13 protein-coding genes are annotated in these 15,744 nt (G+C 40.8%); all 13 read right to left on the reverse strand.

The window, feature by feature from the left end; all coding sequences use genetic code 11:
- Positions 1-13: 13 nt before the first annotated feature.
- Positions 14-2,428: an FAD-dependent oxidoreductase gene (locus AC5YGB_RS08470; protein WP_496137251.1), complete on the reverse strand. Its 2,415-nt coding sequence runs from the start codon at positions 2,426-2,428 to the stop codon at positions 14-16.
- Positions 2,429-2,509: 81 nt separating this feature from the next.
- Positions 2,510-4,030: a trimethylamine methyltransferase family protein gene (locus AC5YGB_RS08475; protein WP_496137252.1), complete on the reverse strand. Its 1,521-nt coding sequence runs from the start codon at positions 4,028-4,030 to the stop codon at positions 2,510-2,512.
- 115 nt (positions 4,031-4,145) lie between these two features.
- Positions 4,146-5,159, reverse strand: a complete 1,014-nt coding sequence (locus tag AC5YGB_RS08480) for an ester cyclase (RefSeq protein ID WP_496137253.1) — start codon at positions 5,157-5,159, stop codon at positions 4,146-4,148.
- Positions 5,160-5,161: 2 nt separating this feature from the next.
- On the reverse strand, positions 5,162-6,766 hold the full coding sequence (locus AC5YGB_RS08485) for a GMC family oxidoreductase N-terminal domain-containing protein (RefSeq protein WP_496137254.1): 1,605 nt from the start codon (positions 6,764-6,766) through the stop codon (positions 5,162-5,164).
- Positions 6,767-6,769: 3 nt separating this feature from the next.
- Positions 6,770-7,651, reverse strand: a complete 882-nt coding sequence (locus AC5YGB_RS08490) for a carbohydrate ABC transporter permease (RefSeq protein WP_020026434.1) — start codon at positions 7,649-7,651, stop codon at positions 6,770-6,772.
- A 1-nt stretch (position 7,652) separates the two neighbouring features.
- Positions 7,653-8,678 (reverse strand): carbohydrate ABC transporter permease, encoded by a 1,026-nt coding sequence (locus AC5YGB_RS08495; RefSeq protein ID WP_020028696.1) that lies wholly within the window; start codon positions 8,676-8,678, stop codon positions 7,653-7,655.
- Positions 8,679-8,777: 99 nt separating this feature from the next.
- Positions 8,778-10,013, reverse strand: coding sequence for an extracellular solute-binding protein (locus AC5YGB_RS08500; RefSeq protein ID WP_496137255.1), 1,236 nt, complete (start codon positions 10,011-10,013; stop codon positions 8,778-8,780).
- 218 nt (positions 10,014-10,231) lie between these two features.
- Positions 10,232-11,212 carry a hypothetical protein gene (locus AC5YGB_RS08505; protein ID WP_496137256.1) on the reverse strand — a complete coding sequence of 327 codons (981 nt, stop codon included), beginning with the start codon at positions 11,210-11,212 and terminating at the stop codon, positions 10,232-10,234.
- A 59-nt stretch (positions 11,213-11,271) separates the two neighbouring features.
- The gene (locus tag AC5YGB_RS08510; protein ID WP_496137257.1) at positions 11,272-11,976 is read right to left on the reverse strand and encodes an RraA family protein; all 705 of its coding nucleotides are present in this window, start codon (positions 11,974-11,976) and stop codon (positions 11,272-11,274) included.
- On the reverse strand, positions 11,964-12,653 hold the full coding sequence (locus AC5YGB_RS08515; protein ID WP_496137258.1) for an alpha/beta fold hydrolase: 690 nt from the start codon (positions 12,651-12,653) through the stop codon (positions 11,964-11,966). Before AC5YGB_RS08515 ends, AC5YGB_RS08510 begins: the two co-directional genes overlap by 13 nt.
- Positions 12,653-13,783, reverse strand: coding sequence for a cobalamin-independent methionine synthase II family protein (locus tag AC5YGB_RS08520; RefSeq protein ID WP_496137259.1), 1,131 nt, complete (start codon positions 13,781-13,783; stop codon positions 12,653-12,655). The genes AC5YGB_RS08515 and AC5YGB_RS08520 overlap by 1 nt, the downstream gene beginning before the upstream one ends.
- Positions 13,784-13,806: 23 nt before the next feature.
- Complete coding sequence (locus AC5YGB_RS08525; RefSeq protein WP_496137260.1) at positions 13,807-14,772, reverse strand: cupin domain-containing protein; 966 nt, start codon at positions 14,770-14,772, stop codon at positions 13,807-13,809.
- Positions 14,773-14,775: 3 nt separating this feature from the next.
- Positions 14,776-15,744, reverse strand: a complete 969-nt coding sequence (locus AC5YGB_RS08530; RefSeq protein ID WP_496137261.1) for an ester cyclase — start codon at positions 15,742-15,744, stop codon at positions 14,776-14,778.

A 15,744-nucleotide genomic window follows, 5' to 3' on the forward strand; every position in this document is an offset into this window, starting at 1 on the left:
TTTCTTCCTTCAATTAACGCATTTTTGATCCAGATGGATCATAAAGTGGCTCCATTACAATAGATGCCTTATGAAACTCACCGAGTATTTCTACTTCAAGTGTTGTTTTGGAATCAATCAACTCCACAGGTAAGTAAGTCATCGCAAGTGATCTTTGAACAGAGTGTCCATAACCACCTGAAGTAATATAGGATACACATTCTCCGTTATGCATCACCGCCTCATCACCACTAACATCCGTTTTAGTTTCAATTTGAATCACTGAAAGCTTCTTGGTTGGGCCCTTCATTTTCTCAATGAGGGCTGCTTTTTTCCCGATAAAGTCTTTATCCCAGTCCACAAAAAAATCAAGACCCGACTCCATTATTGTAAAGTCTGGCCTGAAGTCCATGGTCCACGCACCCCAACTCTTCTCAAGCCTCATAGACATCAAAGCTCTGCCTCCAAACCACTTAAGATCTAAATCTTCTCCAACCTCTTCTATAGCCTCAAAGAGTTTCAGTTGATACTGAGGGGCCACATAAATCTCATAGCCAAGCTCTCCAGTAAATGAAATCCTTACGCAGAGCGCTGGCACGCCCCCAACAAATGTATCCCTGATATCTCTAAATTTAAACCCATCTGAACTAACATCTTCTCTGGTAAGCCTTGATAATAGTTCTCGAGAATTGGGCCCTGATATTGCAATACCATGAAAGTCATCTGTCATGTTCTGATAGACAACGTCTTGAATGCCCTCAAGATGCATCTCAAACCAGCGAAGGTGCATATTTTGTGCAACACTGGAGCCAAACAAGTAGTAAGTTTCATCGTCAATGCAGGCCACAGTCAGGTCTCCATTGAGCTTACCGCTCTCCAAAAGCATGGGTGTCAGATTCACTCTTCCAGGGCTTGGAATCCGGCCTGCAAGCACCTTATTTAAAAATGCTTTAGCGCCCTTGCCAGTGAACTTGTGGTTAGCAAAATTAGCGACTTCACTTGCACCAACAGACGCCCTCACAGCTTCGACTTCCTTAGCTACGTACTCATGAGATCTTGACCTGTGAAATGTTGGCTCTTCGTAAGCATCCTCCGGGGAGCTGGCAAACCAAAGAGCATTTTCAAGGCCAAAAGAATCTTGCCATACCGCACCTTTCTGGGTTAGACGGTCATAGATTGATGTTGTTTTCTGACGCCTTCCTTTAGGAAGCGTTTCGTTAGGGAAGGTCATCACAAAACGTCGTTCATAATTTTCTGATGACTTAATAACCCCCCATTCAGGAGTCGCAAAATCTCCAAAGCGTGCAATATCCATAGCCCAGACATCAATCGATGGCTCTCCTTCAATCATCCATTCTGCTAGCGTCTTTCCTACTCCACCAGCCTGACAAAATCCAGCCATGACGCCAACTGCTGTCCAGTAATTCTTCATTCCAGGGACTGGACCAATCATAGGATTGCCATCTGGAGAAAAAACGAATGGTCCATTTATTGTGTCCTTGATGCCAGCATTCTGAAGTGATGGGATACGCTCAAAAGCTAAAGCCAATCGATCGGCGATTCGGTCTAAATCTGGCTCCAGTAAATCATGTCCAAACGTTTGCGGAGTACCATCTAAAGACCAGGGTGTTGACTGAGGCTCATAGGTTCCTAGTAGAAGGCCTGAGCGCTCTTGTCTGAAATAGATATTAGCTTCATAATCAATACATGCAGGCAATCTCTGCCCCTCTGGAAGTGCAGTAATCTTATCTATCTCTTCGGTAATTAAGTAATGGTGCTCCATGGGCACAACTGGCAAATGGATACCAGACATGCGTCCCAATTCTCGAGCCCATAGCCCTCCAGCATTGACAATATGTTCAGCATGAATATTTCCTTTCTCAGTCACCACATCCCAAGAGCCATCGGGTCTTTGATTCGTTTCAATAACAGGTGTATACGTATAAAACTCAGCTCCATGAACTCGTGCTGATTTTGCATAAGCATAAGTCACACCTGACGGATCTATATCACCATCAAGTGGGTCCCATAAGGCTGCAACATAATTTTCAGGATTAATAAGAGGATGCTTTTCAACAACCTCATCTAAAGAAACAAACTCTTGCTCAAGACCCATTGACCTTGCCTTGGATCTTTCCCTTTTAAGATAGTCATGCCAGCTCTGGTTAGAGGCCAAATAATATCCTCCAGTGCTATGCATTCCTACAGAGTGCCCTGAGGTCTCCTCAATCTCTTTATAAAGGTTAATTGTGTAATCTTGAAGTCTGGAAATATTTGGATCAGAACTAATCGTATGAATTTGTCCTGCTGCATGCCAACTAGAGCCAGAAGTTAACTCATTTCTTTCAAGTAAGATAACATCCTTCCATCCCATTTTTGCAAGGTGAAAAAGGATTGAGCAACCAACAACGCCGCCTCCAATTACAACCACTCTTGCCTGATCTTTCATAATAAATCCATTAATAAACTTTAAATGTTAATTCAAAAAAGAATGAAACTCAAGTTAAAAAATATTGAAAAAATTTAGCACTTACAGTGGCGCTGCCCCTCCTTCAGAAACTCTTCTATCTACAAATCCTGAAAGCTCCTCCTCGACCTCAGGAGCAAGCTTAGGCTCTTTATAATCATCTAGAAGCTGCTTCCATATTTTATTAGCCCTTTGGGAAGCCGTTTCGGATCCTGCATCTCTCCATGATTCAAAGTTACGCCAGTCTGATAGCATTGGATTATAGTGCTCAGTTTCATAACGATCTAGGGTTTGCTGGGCTGCAAAAAAATGAGATGCAGGGCCAACTTCTGCAATAGCCTCAACCCCCAGAGTGTCATTATTAACCGGCGATGGCATAAGAAATGCCTCCATCATTTGATTCATCTCTGCATCTAAGATGACCTTCTCATATGACGCACAGAGCCCACCCTCTATCCAGCCGTGCCCATGCAAAATAAAATTCACTTGTCCAAGTAGGCATGCCCACAAAGACATCTGAGATTCATAAACGGATTGCTCATCGGGCGCATTGGAGGCGTTTGCATTTGAGGCGCGAAGAGGGATTTTATATTTTCTGGCGAGTTGGCCACTTGCTATGGTCGCCTGAGTATATTCAGGTGTGCCAAATGCCGGGGAGCCGGACTTCATATCCACGTTTGATGTGAAGCTGCCATAGATCGCTGGAGCTCCTGGGTTGACACATTGATGAAAAGCAAGGCCAGCAAGTGACTCTGCATTTTGCTGAACGAGTGCTCCTGCCACTGTAATTGGGGCCATAGCTCCTGCTAAAGTGAAGGGCGTATAGATGACAGGCTGATTATGTTCAGCCATTTCAATGGCTCCCTCCAAGAGTGCCTTGTCGTAGACTAATGGAGAGTTCGCATTGACGACCGTCGTAATTGATGGCTCTTTTAAAAGAGTTTCTCTGTCAATACCTCTTCCAATTCTAACAATTTCGATGGCATCTAACATTCTCTCGCTGCCGATAGCGTATCCAAATAATGGCTTTGTAGATAAACGAGCTGCTGCCGATACTGCATGCAAATGTCGCTCACTAACATCTAAATCACAAGGCTCAACGGGGTATCCTCCTAATGCATGAACCGTATTCAATATCTCTCCGAGCTTAATTAAGTTTGAATAATCTTCAAAGTTACCTAAGATCCGGCCTCTATCCAGATCGGAGACATTGGGAGCACTCGATACTAGAGTATTGATGACTGATTGGCCACCAACATGAACGTGTCTGCCCTTGTGTCTTCCATGAAGAGTAAATTCGCTAGGGGTTGTAGAAATTTTTTCCATCACAAAGTCAGGATCAAACCTAACCCGGCGCCCATCACTACCAATCATTGCGCCTTCTCTCTTGAGAATTTCGACAGCGCGCGGTGACTGGATATCCATTCCAGTATCACACAATACCTTTAATGATGCCTGATGGATTGCTTCTATCTCATCCTCAGAAAAAATAGACATCGGCTGAAAGGGGTTCTTTTTTTGGCCATAGGGAGCCTGCTGAAAGTTAGTAACCTCTCTAACGCTTTTACTTCGACCTCTTCTCATATTTTGAGATTTAAATTTGCTTCAATATAACTGATGTTAATTTAAAAAAGTATCAAACTCAAGTTAAAAAAATTAAGTAAAAATAGTGAGCTGTGTTCTGCTCACTGATAAGTTTTTAAGTTCTTGGAGTCTTTTTGATTCGATCTAAAATATCAACACCCTGTTGATTCCAAAAATGCAAGAGATCAATAAAAATCCAATTTTCAGAGAGTTTATCTCCTTCACGACGATACATATCTATAACCCTCATATCTCCAGGTTTTTCCGAAGCAGGCATTCCCATAAAACCACCTGTAGGAGTTAGAGTAAGGTTAGGCCATCCAAAAAAACCTCCAAAATGACCTTCCGCAAGTTTACAAAGATGGCCATTAGAGATACGATCCTTAAAACCAGCCCTAAATGGACCAGAGTGCTGCTCAGCATACCTTTCAATTGTATAACTTGAGCCAATACCAGCAGGACCCCACCAAATCATGTCTTCGTTCCAGCTAGCTCTGAGCTCATCAACTAATGATATTTTTCCTGTGTGCTTCCAACCTTTAATATCTTCAATCATAAAGTTTATTGAAGCTAGTGTCTTTTCACCTTCTTCCATATTTTGCTCTTCGAACAACAAACCCTCATGAGTCATCGGTCCTGGCTGAACAAGATGGGCACCTGTTTGAGGTGGAAAGGGGTTTAATCCAACCTGCAGCATGACATGTGGAATATCAAAAAACATGGCTGTTTCAGTAATTTTTCCATTTTCAACTTTATTAAACTCACAGTAACGAAGGAAGGCCATTTTTCTCGAGGGCTGAATTCCAAGCCATTCATTATCAAATAGACCCATAAGATTTCCCATAGAAATTACCCAGACAGATTCAAATCCGTCAATTTGATTTTTTCCTGCAATGAAAATATCCATACGTCTTTGAATATTTTTAAATGCATGACGAAATGGCTGCCAGAAAATTTCAGAAACCTCCTTAGCATCCGAAATCTCATTAAAAGGATGGAAACCTCTCCAAATATAATCCTCACTAATATAGTTTTGTAAAACTTTTGTAATATCATTACCATTCGCAGAATCTAGTGCTTTGTAATAATCACGAATTAAGTTTTTTTCGTTTTGAAAATTTGTAGTCATATTTATTCCTTTTCTAATATCATTCTAGCTCCTCGCTCAGCAATCATCATCGTTGGGGCAGAGGTATTACCACTAACAATGCTTGGCATGACTGAGGCGTCAATCACTCTAAGGTTGCTCATACCTTTTACTTTTAAATCACCTGATGAAACGACTGATAGATTGTCAGTACCCATTTTGCAGGTCCCTACAGGATGATAGACGGTAACTGCAGTCTTACGAATATATGCCAATAGATCCTCATCAGATTGGATAGATTTTCCTGGGGCCATCTCCTCTCCTCGAACTTCGTCAAACTCTTCAGATGATAAAACTTCTCTTGCTTTTTTAATTGCCTCAACAATGGTTGCCTCATCCCTGGTATCAGATAAAAAATTGTGGTCAATCAGCGCCTTGTGTATGTCTCCATCCTTCTTAATTTTTACTGATCCTCTACTATGGGGTCTTAATAAACATGTAAAGAGTGAGTATCCATGCCCAAACTCAAACTTTCTGCCTCGATGACTCCGGTATATAGGCGTGAAGTGAAACTGAACGTCGGGATAATCAGGTTGGCCAAGTTTTGTATTTGCAAAACCTCCAACTTCAACATAATTACTCGTCCACCAACCCATCCTCCTCAGAAGAAAATTGAATGGAGAGGTAATGACTTTTGGCAACAGAGACCTCCAAGAAATACCAATTGACTCTGCTTTGTTTGATCGAACTGTGACCATAGTGTCGAGGTGATCTTGAAGATTCTCACCAACTCCTGGAACATTGTGTTGACATCTAATCCCTTCGGCTTCAAGCTCTTCCTTATTCCCTATCCCTGAGGATAAAAGTATCCTTGGTGACTCAATGGCACCAGCAGATAGCACAATCTCTTTATTGCAATGTAATTCTTTATCAACACCATTCACTTGAATCTTCAAACATTTAGCAGTATCACCTTCAATCTCAATTGATTGGACTCTGGCATGAGTCATTATGGTTAGATTGGTCCTCGAAACAATAGGCTTAATAAAGGCTCTATACGAGTTCACTCGAGTGCCTTTATCCTGAGTAACCTTGTAATCACCCAGACCTAACTGGGAGGCGCCATTAAAGTCTGTGTTATATGCAAGTCCTATATGATTTCCCGCACTGATAAAGCGTTGGGCCGTTTTATTGATCTCTTGTTGAATAACGACTGGCCACTCTCCATCCATCGAATGGTAAGTAGGGTCTCCCCCTGTTTGATCGTTCTCAAGTTTTTTAAAGATTGGCAAAACATCATTATAAGACCAGCCCTTGCATCCTAGTCTTTCCCAATGATCATAATCATTCTTATTACCACGGATATAGATCATGCCATTAATGGAGCTCGATCCTCCAAGACACCTGCCTCGATTGACCTTTATTAATCGGTCATTCAAATGTTTTTGGGGAGCGGTCTTATAGTTATAATCAAGTTTTTTATGGTCAATGGCCATAGAAAGACCGGCTGGGATTTTGACCCATGGACTCTTATCGCTACCACCGCCCTCAACAAGGCAAACAGTATTATCAGGATTTTCACTCAGACGATTGGCTAATACGCATCCAGCAGAACCTGCACCAATGATAATATAATCAAACGTGGACAATGACTAGCCCTTGACTGCACCAGCTGTTAATCCACTAACAAGCTGTCTTTGGAAAAACATAACCAGAATAAACAATGGAATTATGGAGGATACAACTGCTGCAACCGCAAACATAATATTACCTTCTGTTTGAGTAGTGCCCATAAAGCTGGCAATTTTAGGGACCATGGTTTGGTTTTCTTGAGATAGCAGTATCCCTGTAACAGCAAAATCATTATATGCCAAAAGAAATGAGAAGAGTCCAGCAGTAATAACTCCTGGCCACATCACTGGAATAATGACATGTCGAAATGCTTGGAACTGACTACAGCCATCTACCTTTGCACTCTCATCAAGCTCTTTCGGAATTGTTTGAAAAAATGAGTGCAGCATCCACAATGTAAATGGCTGGTTTATAGCCACTAAAACAATAATAGTGGTCGGAAGTGTTCCCCAAACATTCCAGTCATAGAAGGGTTGTAGATACCCTGAAACAAGAGTGATTGGGGGCAACGCACGAAAAACAAGTGCAATTATTAATAGCCAAAATGAATAACGAAAACCAGACCTTGAAAGTGCATAACCACCTAAAGTTGCAAGAGTTAATGATGTGAGTACCGTACAAAAACAAACTATCGCTGTATTAAGAAAAGCGCGCCAAAACTCTTCTTGGATCCACGCCCCATCATAACCTGCACCCGTAAAAGACTTTCCATATACTACTTGCGTTCTTACCCCAGAAAAAACATTAGTCCAGTCTAACTTAGAGAAAAAATCCAGCTCTACTTTGAATGAGCCCCACATAGTCCACATAAATGGAAAAGCTGCCAGAATAAACCAGAACAATACAAAGCCATATATTAATATCTGGAGTGCTAGTGGTCTTTTTATTTGATTTGAAGTCATATTATTTCTGAGGATTGAATTCACGCCATGTTCTAATCAAAACTGGCATTAGAAGTATGATGACACCAATTATTGTCAACACAGATGTTGTGGCAGCGGATGACATAAGCCTGATTTCTTGACCAATATCATTCCATATAATCCATGAAAGAGAGGTCGCATGTGCCGAGGCACTAAAACCAACTATTGGCTCAAATACTCGGAAATTATCCATCAGTTGAATTAAAGCAACAAAAGCTACTAATGGAGATAAATGGGGCACAACGACATGATAAGTTTGCTGTAAACGAGAGGCTCCATCAATCATTGCTGCTTCTATAGTTTCTTGCGGAACAGTCTGGAGTCCAGCATAAAAAACAATGAAGGCAAAGGGGGCAGAATGCCAAACACCATATACAATGAGTGTTATCCAAGTTAGACCAGTTGATGCCTTTAATGACAGATTAGGATCTGCAAATAATTCTTGGAGTCCTGAACCAATAATACCTCGTGAATCAATCATCCAAAACAGAATCAACGAACCAACTAGAGGAGTTACAATCATTGGTAGCAATGAAAAGAAAACCATAAGCCCTTTAAGATGTCGATGAAGCGAGTTGACTGCCAGTGCAATTATCAATCCAAATAATATAACTAATGGTGTTACCACTAGGACAAAAGTTATCGTGAATCCCATTGCTCTATAGAATGGAAGATTATTAAGACCTGACACAAAATCAATTAAGTTTGTCTTATTCTCCCAAAGCTCACCGACCTCTTTAAAGGCTAGATGGTTTCTATCAGTATAGATTTGAAATCCAACCCACTTGCCTTTTGGCTGCTCTTCTTTGATTTGTTTACTCGCCTCATGATCAATAGTGGTTTCAGATTTACAACCAAATGGATCACACGATTCAACAACAACCAGAACCGCATCATGAGGTGTATGAAGTGACTGACTTACAATCGAAGTTAAGGGCAGGGCAATGAACAAAAACATTGCTAAGGCTGTAGGTAAAAAGAACCAGAAAAAAGTCTTATGCTTCATATGGAAATAATAAGATTAGATCAACTCAATTATACAAAAAAAGAAAAGGGCATGTATAACACACGCCCTAATCTTAGGAGATAAACAACTTATAAAAGCTTATAAATAACCTTTTTCTTTCGCAGCTGTTGTGTATGCCGCTTCTAAGCCAGCTAAAGCTTGCTCAGCAGTTTCTTTACCTTGCATGAAGTCTACTATTTCAACTCCTGCAGCTGAATGCATTAGACCTGCATATGGCAACATTGGATACGGCTTAGTTCCCATTGCAGCAGCAGCAAATACGCCTGCAGCAGCTGGAGTAGGCTCATAACCATCAATTAGCCAAACCGCTTGTGGTGAAGTCGTTTCGTTCAACATTTCTGGACGAATTGCATGCATCAAAGCCATAAAAGTAGCCTCTGCATCTGCATCTGAAATGTTCTTGGCTACAGTAAATCCATCCCACCATAGTGTTGAAGCTGCAGTTGACCCGCCGCCAACTGTCATTGGGCCAGCAGTAGCTGTAGCAGCTACAACAGTTGCATCAACCTCGTCACCTCTAAGAGCACCGATACGTGATCCCCACATATTCATAAGTGCAACATTACCAGCTTTCCATTCAGCACTTGTTGCGTTTGAGTCATGAGTCAAGAAATCTGGATTCATATACTCAGATAATGCTTTCATCATATTAAGTGCATCAATACCATGCTGATTGTTCACAGCAATCTCAGCTGTACCAGGCTTAAAGAACTCACCGCCTTGGCCAATGTACATATTGACAAATTCTTCTGCTAGATTCCAACCCGCTGCGTAAGCACCGCCAAGAGGGTACGGCATACCTAAACCCTCATATCCTGCAATTTTTTTACCAGCCGCTAACATTTCTTCATAAGTAGTCGGTACCGCAATTCTTAACTCTTTGAGTAAATCAGATCTGTAAGTAAGATGTTGAGCATTCGCCATAAAAGCAATACCCATAATATTTCCATCAATTGTAACTAACTGGCTTTTCTGAAGACCTTGTCCATGTTTTTCAACAAGATCATTCAAAGGTCTAATCACATCATTGTTCATTAGTGCAACAATAGACGAGTTTGCAACAATCGCTGATGTAAATTCAGCTGGATTACCAGTCATACCTGGAAGATTAATTTTTTGATGATCAGCTGTTAAGTTTGTTTCAACTGTAACACCATCACCAGCACATTCCATTGCTCCCGCTCCAATAGTTTGGATCGCTGGGAACTCATTACCAACAATACTTACTCTTCCTTCAGAAATGCCGCAACCCGCCCAGGCACTTGAAGCTAGAGTAGTAAGAGCTACAACTGTAGCTACCTTTTTTAAAAACATAATATCACTCCTTTTTTTCAATTAAATACTCATTAATAATACATCATATGAAACCATAAAACTTTTTTTGCATACGATTGCAAATTATTATAACACAGTAAAATATCTTTGAGCTATCATTTTGCATTCGTATTCAGTAAATAGTATATCTTAATAACTTAAATCCTAACAATAAATAGTTATGCCTAAGTGCCTAAAAATTATTTTTTAAAGCCACTCTACTTCTGCCAATTCGGGAGTGGGTCATATCCCAACTGCAATAAAAGATGCGGTACATCGACAAACACCCAATTTTCTACTAAAAGCTCATTTTCACGGCGCCACCAATCACAAACACGCATTAAAACGCGTTTATTTGTTGGTCCTTGTCCTAAGAAGGGTTTAACGTTGATACCGGTCAAGGATGGCCAGCCTCCTGAACAGGTGTAATTACCCTCGCCAAATCTTGTGAAGTGTTCTGTAAGGCCATTATTTTTTGTTCCGCCTGACCATCCTTCAAACTGAGATTCAAATGGAACCTGAAATGAAGCGAACTCCTCAATACCAATAAAAGAGCCAAACGCACCCGGCCCATACCACATCATATTCTTATGCCAATAGGGACGCCAAGCCTCATCCTTTGTTGCTAATTTGTCTAGCATATCAGTCACAATTTGATAGCTTTGCTGACCTTCAGCAGGGTCTAAAGAATTTATAAGGACGCCATCCCTTGATGCAGGGCCCTGTATCAGCCCGGTGTATCCTCGCGAATCCCCTGGCCCCATATCCAAAGGCCATTGATTACAGGCAATCATCAGTTCTGGAATGTCAAGATAGATATAGCTTTCAACAGCTTGGCCTTTCTCAATGCGGTGGAATTCACCATAGCGCAAATAACTCAGTGTTTTCGTCGCTTTAAGGCCAATCCAATCTCTTACAAATTGCCCTACATAATAACCAGTTGAACTGATCCAATTTTGTCCCTCAAATTCTCCAGCCATGAAGATGTCATCTCGCCGATAAAGGCCTTTAAATGAGTGTTGAAGTGGCAATAAAAATTCATTGAGGTAGGCATCTGCACCAGCCAGCTGATTAAAAGGGTGGACAACATTAATGTCAGCATCCTCACTGTAAAAACTCGCAATGTTCGAAGAGAAGTCTCCCGGATGGCTCAAAGCCTTTGCATATGTTAAATAAAATTTACAATCATGTTTTGACATAATTTTTTCTTTTAAATTAGATAATCTTTAGATCAACTTGGTGCATAAATGATTTAAAACTAGGTGCGGGATTTTTCAAAATCCTCCCATGCTTTTTGAAAATCATCAAAACTAAATTCTGTTTTTTCTGCAGGATCTAATATGAGCCTCTCAGATGCAAACAACTTGTGAATTGAATCTTTCAAAATAGGTATAACTTCATTTGGAATTACAACAGCTCCATGACGATCAGCATGAATTAACTCGCCTGGTGTCACCGTCATTCCAAAAATATTTACAGGGGTATCTATCTCACGCACATGGACAAAACCATGACTAGGACCAACCGATCCTGCAACAACCGGAAAGTCTTCAGCAAGATCCCCTAAGTCTCTCATTACTCCATTTGTTAGAGTTCCTGATAGTCCAAACCCTTTGTGAACTTTTGTATTAATCTCACCCCAATAAGCACCAATACAATCAGGATAGTCAACATCCTCAATTACAGTGACCATTGGCCCATCAACCTCGGACATATATCGGTAGTAATTCATTCTGCGCTCTTTAATAATATCTTGATTTTCGGTCGGTGGATCAAGTGCAGCAATTTTTGCAGTCTTGGCAAAACCAACCATAGACCCACCTTCAGGATCTGAGCAAATCATTGTGCCTCGTGTAAACTTTGAAAAACCCCTTTTGCCTTGAGCCACTTCGATAGCGTTACAGACCGTTGGCGTATCAACTGAGCGAAGGAGTGTGAGTAATTCTGGATCTAATTTAGCCATTTTTTTAATACCTCTGTTGTTTCTTTTGGTTGCTCTAATGTAGGAATATGACCAGCATTGTTAATAATTTTTAACTTTGAATCATTGATTATACTATGCATCAACTCATGCCTTTCTACTGGACATAATATATCGTTGGAGCCACATATCACCAATACTGGAACCGCAATTAAGCGCAATGTACTTTGTTGGTCTACTCTTGTTTTCAAGGCCTTTGATTGATTTATAAATACTTCTGGGCCCATCGATTTAGCCATCTCCATACAGGTATGGAGGATACTCTCTCGATTATCACTAGCATCTAAATAGTTAGGCTTCATCTCATCACGCATGACATCAACAAGCTTGCCTTCCTTTGCAGCCTTCATTTGAGGGTCTCTCATCGCTTTAACCTCTTCAAGCTCCGCTTTATGATTGGTATCCATAAGCACCAACTTTTCAATTCGACTGGGCTCCTGGGCGTACATCTCCATAGCGACAATACCTCCCATAGAATGACCTAAGAGATGAAACTTGGGTGGTGATTTTTTCAGTACTTCAGCTGCTAAGTCCTGAACAGTTGAATGTCCAGAAATATCTGCGACAATAATCCTTATTGAATCGCTAAGTCCTTCAATTTGTGGTGCAAAAATACGTTCATCACACATCATTCCAGGAATCATAACAAGAGTCTTCACTATTGATTGCTCGCAATCTTAGCACCCTCGGATAGTGACTCTAGCTTAGCAAATGCAATGTCTGGATCCACTGCACCAAAACCTGCAAAAGTACCAAAACCGCAGTCTGAACCCGCAATGACTCTCTCTTTTCCGACTATATTGACAAATTTATTGATTCGTTCAGCCACCAACTCAGGATGCTCAATAAAGTTAGTTGTTGTGTCTACAACACCTGGAACAAGTATTTTAGTATCAGGTATTTCACTCTTACGATCACGAAAAACTGTCCATTCATGAGCGTGTCTGGGGTTTGATGTCTCAAATAAAGTATATCGAGCCTTTGCTTTCATCAATGTTCCAAAAACTTTATTCATATCAATATCACAGCAATGAGGTCCCTCATAATTACCCCAACAAATATGAATTCTTACTTTTTCTTCTGGAACATTCGACAAGGCATGATTCAGTGCCTCCATATGTGATTCTGCAATCTTTATGAATTCAGAGTCAGATAGATCACTGAAAAGCATATGCCGAGATAAAGCAAGATCAGGGCAATCAAGCTGCAAGTCTAAGCCCGATCCGACAATTGTTTCATACTCATCTTTCATTGCATCAGCCAGTGCTGCTAAATATGCATCTCGAGTTGGATAGTAATCATTCTGCAAAAATAAAGAAATGACGCCAGGTGACGCCGCATTCATAAAGCCTCTTTGAACGTCATTTACAGACATTGCTTTTTTTAAGTTTAAAATATCTTTTTGAAGTTCCCCCTGTCCTTTTGATTTAACTTCACCTGTGCACATCGGCCTAGCATATTGAGGCGTTCCACCATCATCAGAAAGTCTTTTTAAAAATCCTGGGAAGAGCTTCAGATCTTCTGGAGCATTTCTAGGGCTATCTCCAGAAAATCCCGTATATCTGTCTTTAACATAAGTTGCGTATGATATTTTTGAGGTTTCTCCATCACTCACAATATCAATGCCCGCTTTTTTTTGCTTTTCAACTGTAGTCAAAACGTTGTTTTGCATGCATGCATCAAAACTTTTTTCATCATATTCTTGATTATTTTCTCTTGCAAAAATATAATCTACAACCTCTTGACCTCTTGGCAATGAACCTACATGGCTCGTTAAAATTCTACTCAATTAATTCTCCTTTATAAATTAAACTATTCTCTCCAAGTTGACCCTGCTGGGTCGTTTGTTTTTGTAACTTTAAATAAGCTCGCTTCATCTAAACCAATAGGGGTCATCTTGTAGGATAAATCGGGGCGAATTAAGCAAGTATCTCCAGCAGAAATGCGAGTTGAATTTCCATCCCACTCGAGAGTCCATTCGCCTCTCATAACCATGTTGACTTCGTATTGGCTGGGTGAGTGCATTTCGTCAACAAAGGTCTCATTCGAAATGAAATCCACCTCAAACCCTGGCTTATCTTTCAAAAGACCATTAGCTCCTATCACCTTAAGTGGTGTGTCTTTAGAGTGGTGAGATAAGTCTGATGCACTGACAAAAAAATTACTCATAAAAACTTCTGTCGTAACCTTTGGGAAGTTTTTAAGCTCTTCATCAGTTAATAATTGCATGGGCGCAATATGCTCTGGAAGCAACTCTCCTTTTTTTGTATCATATAAGACCCCGTTATCTCCAAGCAGAAGTCCAAAATCCTTAGCGTCATTAATCACCTCAGGGGCCCATGTCACACCGCCCCCTGCATCATCGCCACCAAGAATGGCCATTAACATTCCATAGCCATCTCCAACATTTTCAAAAGCTCTAAATATCCCTGTTGGTATATTCACCAAGTCGCCTTCATTTGCAAACAATTCTCCATCTTCGCCATAGCGTCCCCAGAAAAAACGCCAGCTTCCCTTGAGCACATAAAAGACTTCAGCAGTTGTGTGAGTATGCAAAGAGTTCTTGCAACCAGGTGGTTGTCCAGCCGCACCTATATTAAAACCTGGAGTTTCATTAATATGTACATGCTGGTCTCGACTTTCTGAAACGCCACCACCTATAATAGTAAAGTTTTCTTTTTGATCAGATCCTGGTGTATGGGCATCAATGAAAGCGGTCTTGCAAGGCTTCAAGTCTGAATACCGAACGATAAATTTTTCCATTTCTTCTGGGGTCATTTTTTAACCTGTCTTAATGATGATTTGTTTCCAGATTGCTGTTTCATCGAAGAGTGTATATTCTCTCCTAAGCCCCCAAGGTCCAAATTCTGCATGTGAAACGCCCATTACATATAAGTCAGCACCAGTAGGTTCACCAAAAATACCCCAACCATCATGCTTGCCTTTAAGGTTCCATCTCACTGCAACTCTGGGAGAGAGGTGACTATCTTCACGTCCAATTTGATGTTCGACTCTAAAAACTGCGCTTGGCATAGAAGAGCGTATCCCTCTCCAAAACTCTTCAGCATCCACATACGAATGACCACATACCCCTCCTGGGTATTCTAGATGACATCCACGATCATATTCAGATCTATAAACCGAAGCGTCATCGTTCATAATACGATTAAGTATATCGACATACTTTTCACCCCACGCATTCGTATTTCCATTGCCGATGTAGGGGCCTTTCTTGTCCTTAGAATCATTAAATGGATGGTTGCATTTTTCTATGCCGCCTTCGAGATTTATTTGATCTCTTGCAAAATCCTTTGGCATCATTCCAAGCTGGCGAACAATAGCGCCCTGATCTCGAATTAACCATTCATCATTTACTTGATTGTTAATAGCATGACAGTCTGCGATTGTTCTAAAAACAACCTTCTTACCTGTTGCCTTCCCAAATGAGCCATCTCCCAGATGAGAAGCTGTAGAAATAATTCTATGTGAGGACAACATACCGGTCTCCGGTGTCCCTGACCAAATTACATCTTCTCCTAATAACTTACGATCAGGAAATTCTGATAATGTTGCTTTTGTTGCATCAATAACCGTCTTATTTCCAATCACAAGGGAGGGTGGGGCCCTTAAAATAATATCATCTGAGTACAAGTAAAGGAGCTTATCAATACCCCTTTCTTCCCAAATTTCATGAGTAATGCCATTAATCCAGTCAGGAAAATTAGCATATTGTGAATCAAACCCTTTCAT

Source organism: Candidatus Pseudothioglobus sp. uisw_142 (genome assembly GCF_059512465.1).

Bases quoted from the DNA above. Each gene is read 5' to 3' on its own strand.
- AC5YGB_RS08480 (WP_496137253.1), bottom strand. From the start codon at position 5,159: ATGACTACAAATTTTCAAAACGAAAAAAACTTAATTCGTGATTATTAC.
- AC5YGB_RS08490 (WP_020026434.1), bottom strand. From the start codon at position 7,651: ATGACTTCAAATCAAATAAAAAGACCACTAGCACTCCAGATATTAATA.
- AC5YGB_RS08525 (WP_496137260.1), bottom strand. From the start codon at position 14,772: ATGACCCCAGAAGAAATGGAAAAATTTATCGTTCGGTATTCAGACTTG.
- AC5YGB_RS08470 (WP_496137251.1), bottom strand. From the start codon at position 2,428: ATGAAAGATCAGGCAAGAGTGGTTGTAATTGGAGGCGGCGTTGTTGGT.
- AC5YGB_RS08495 (WP_020028696.1), bottom strand. From the start codon at position 8,678: ATGAAGCATAAGACTTTTTTCTGGTTCTTTTTACCTACAGCCTTAGCA.
- AC5YGB_RS08510 (WP_496137257.1), bottom strand. From the start codon at position 11,976: ATGGCTAAATTAGATCCAGAATTACTCACACTCCTTCGCTCAGTTGAT.
- AC5YGB_RS08475 (WP_496137252.1), bottom strand. From the start codon at position 4,030: ATGAGAAGAGGTCGAAGTAAAAGCGTTAGAGAGGTTACTAACTTTCAG.
- AC5YGB_RS08500 (WP_496137255.1), bottom strand. From the start codon at position 10,013: ATGTTTTTAAAAAAGGTAGCTACAGTTGTAGCTCTTACTACTCTAGCT.
- AC5YGB_RS08505 (WP_496137256.1), bottom strand. From the start codon at position 11,212: ATGTCAAAACATGATTGTAAATTTTATTTAACATATGCAAAGGCTTTG.
- AC5YGB_RS08530 (WP_496137261.1), bottom strand. From the start codon at position 15,744: ATGAAAGGGTTTGATTCACAATATGCTAATTTTCCTGACTGGATTAAT.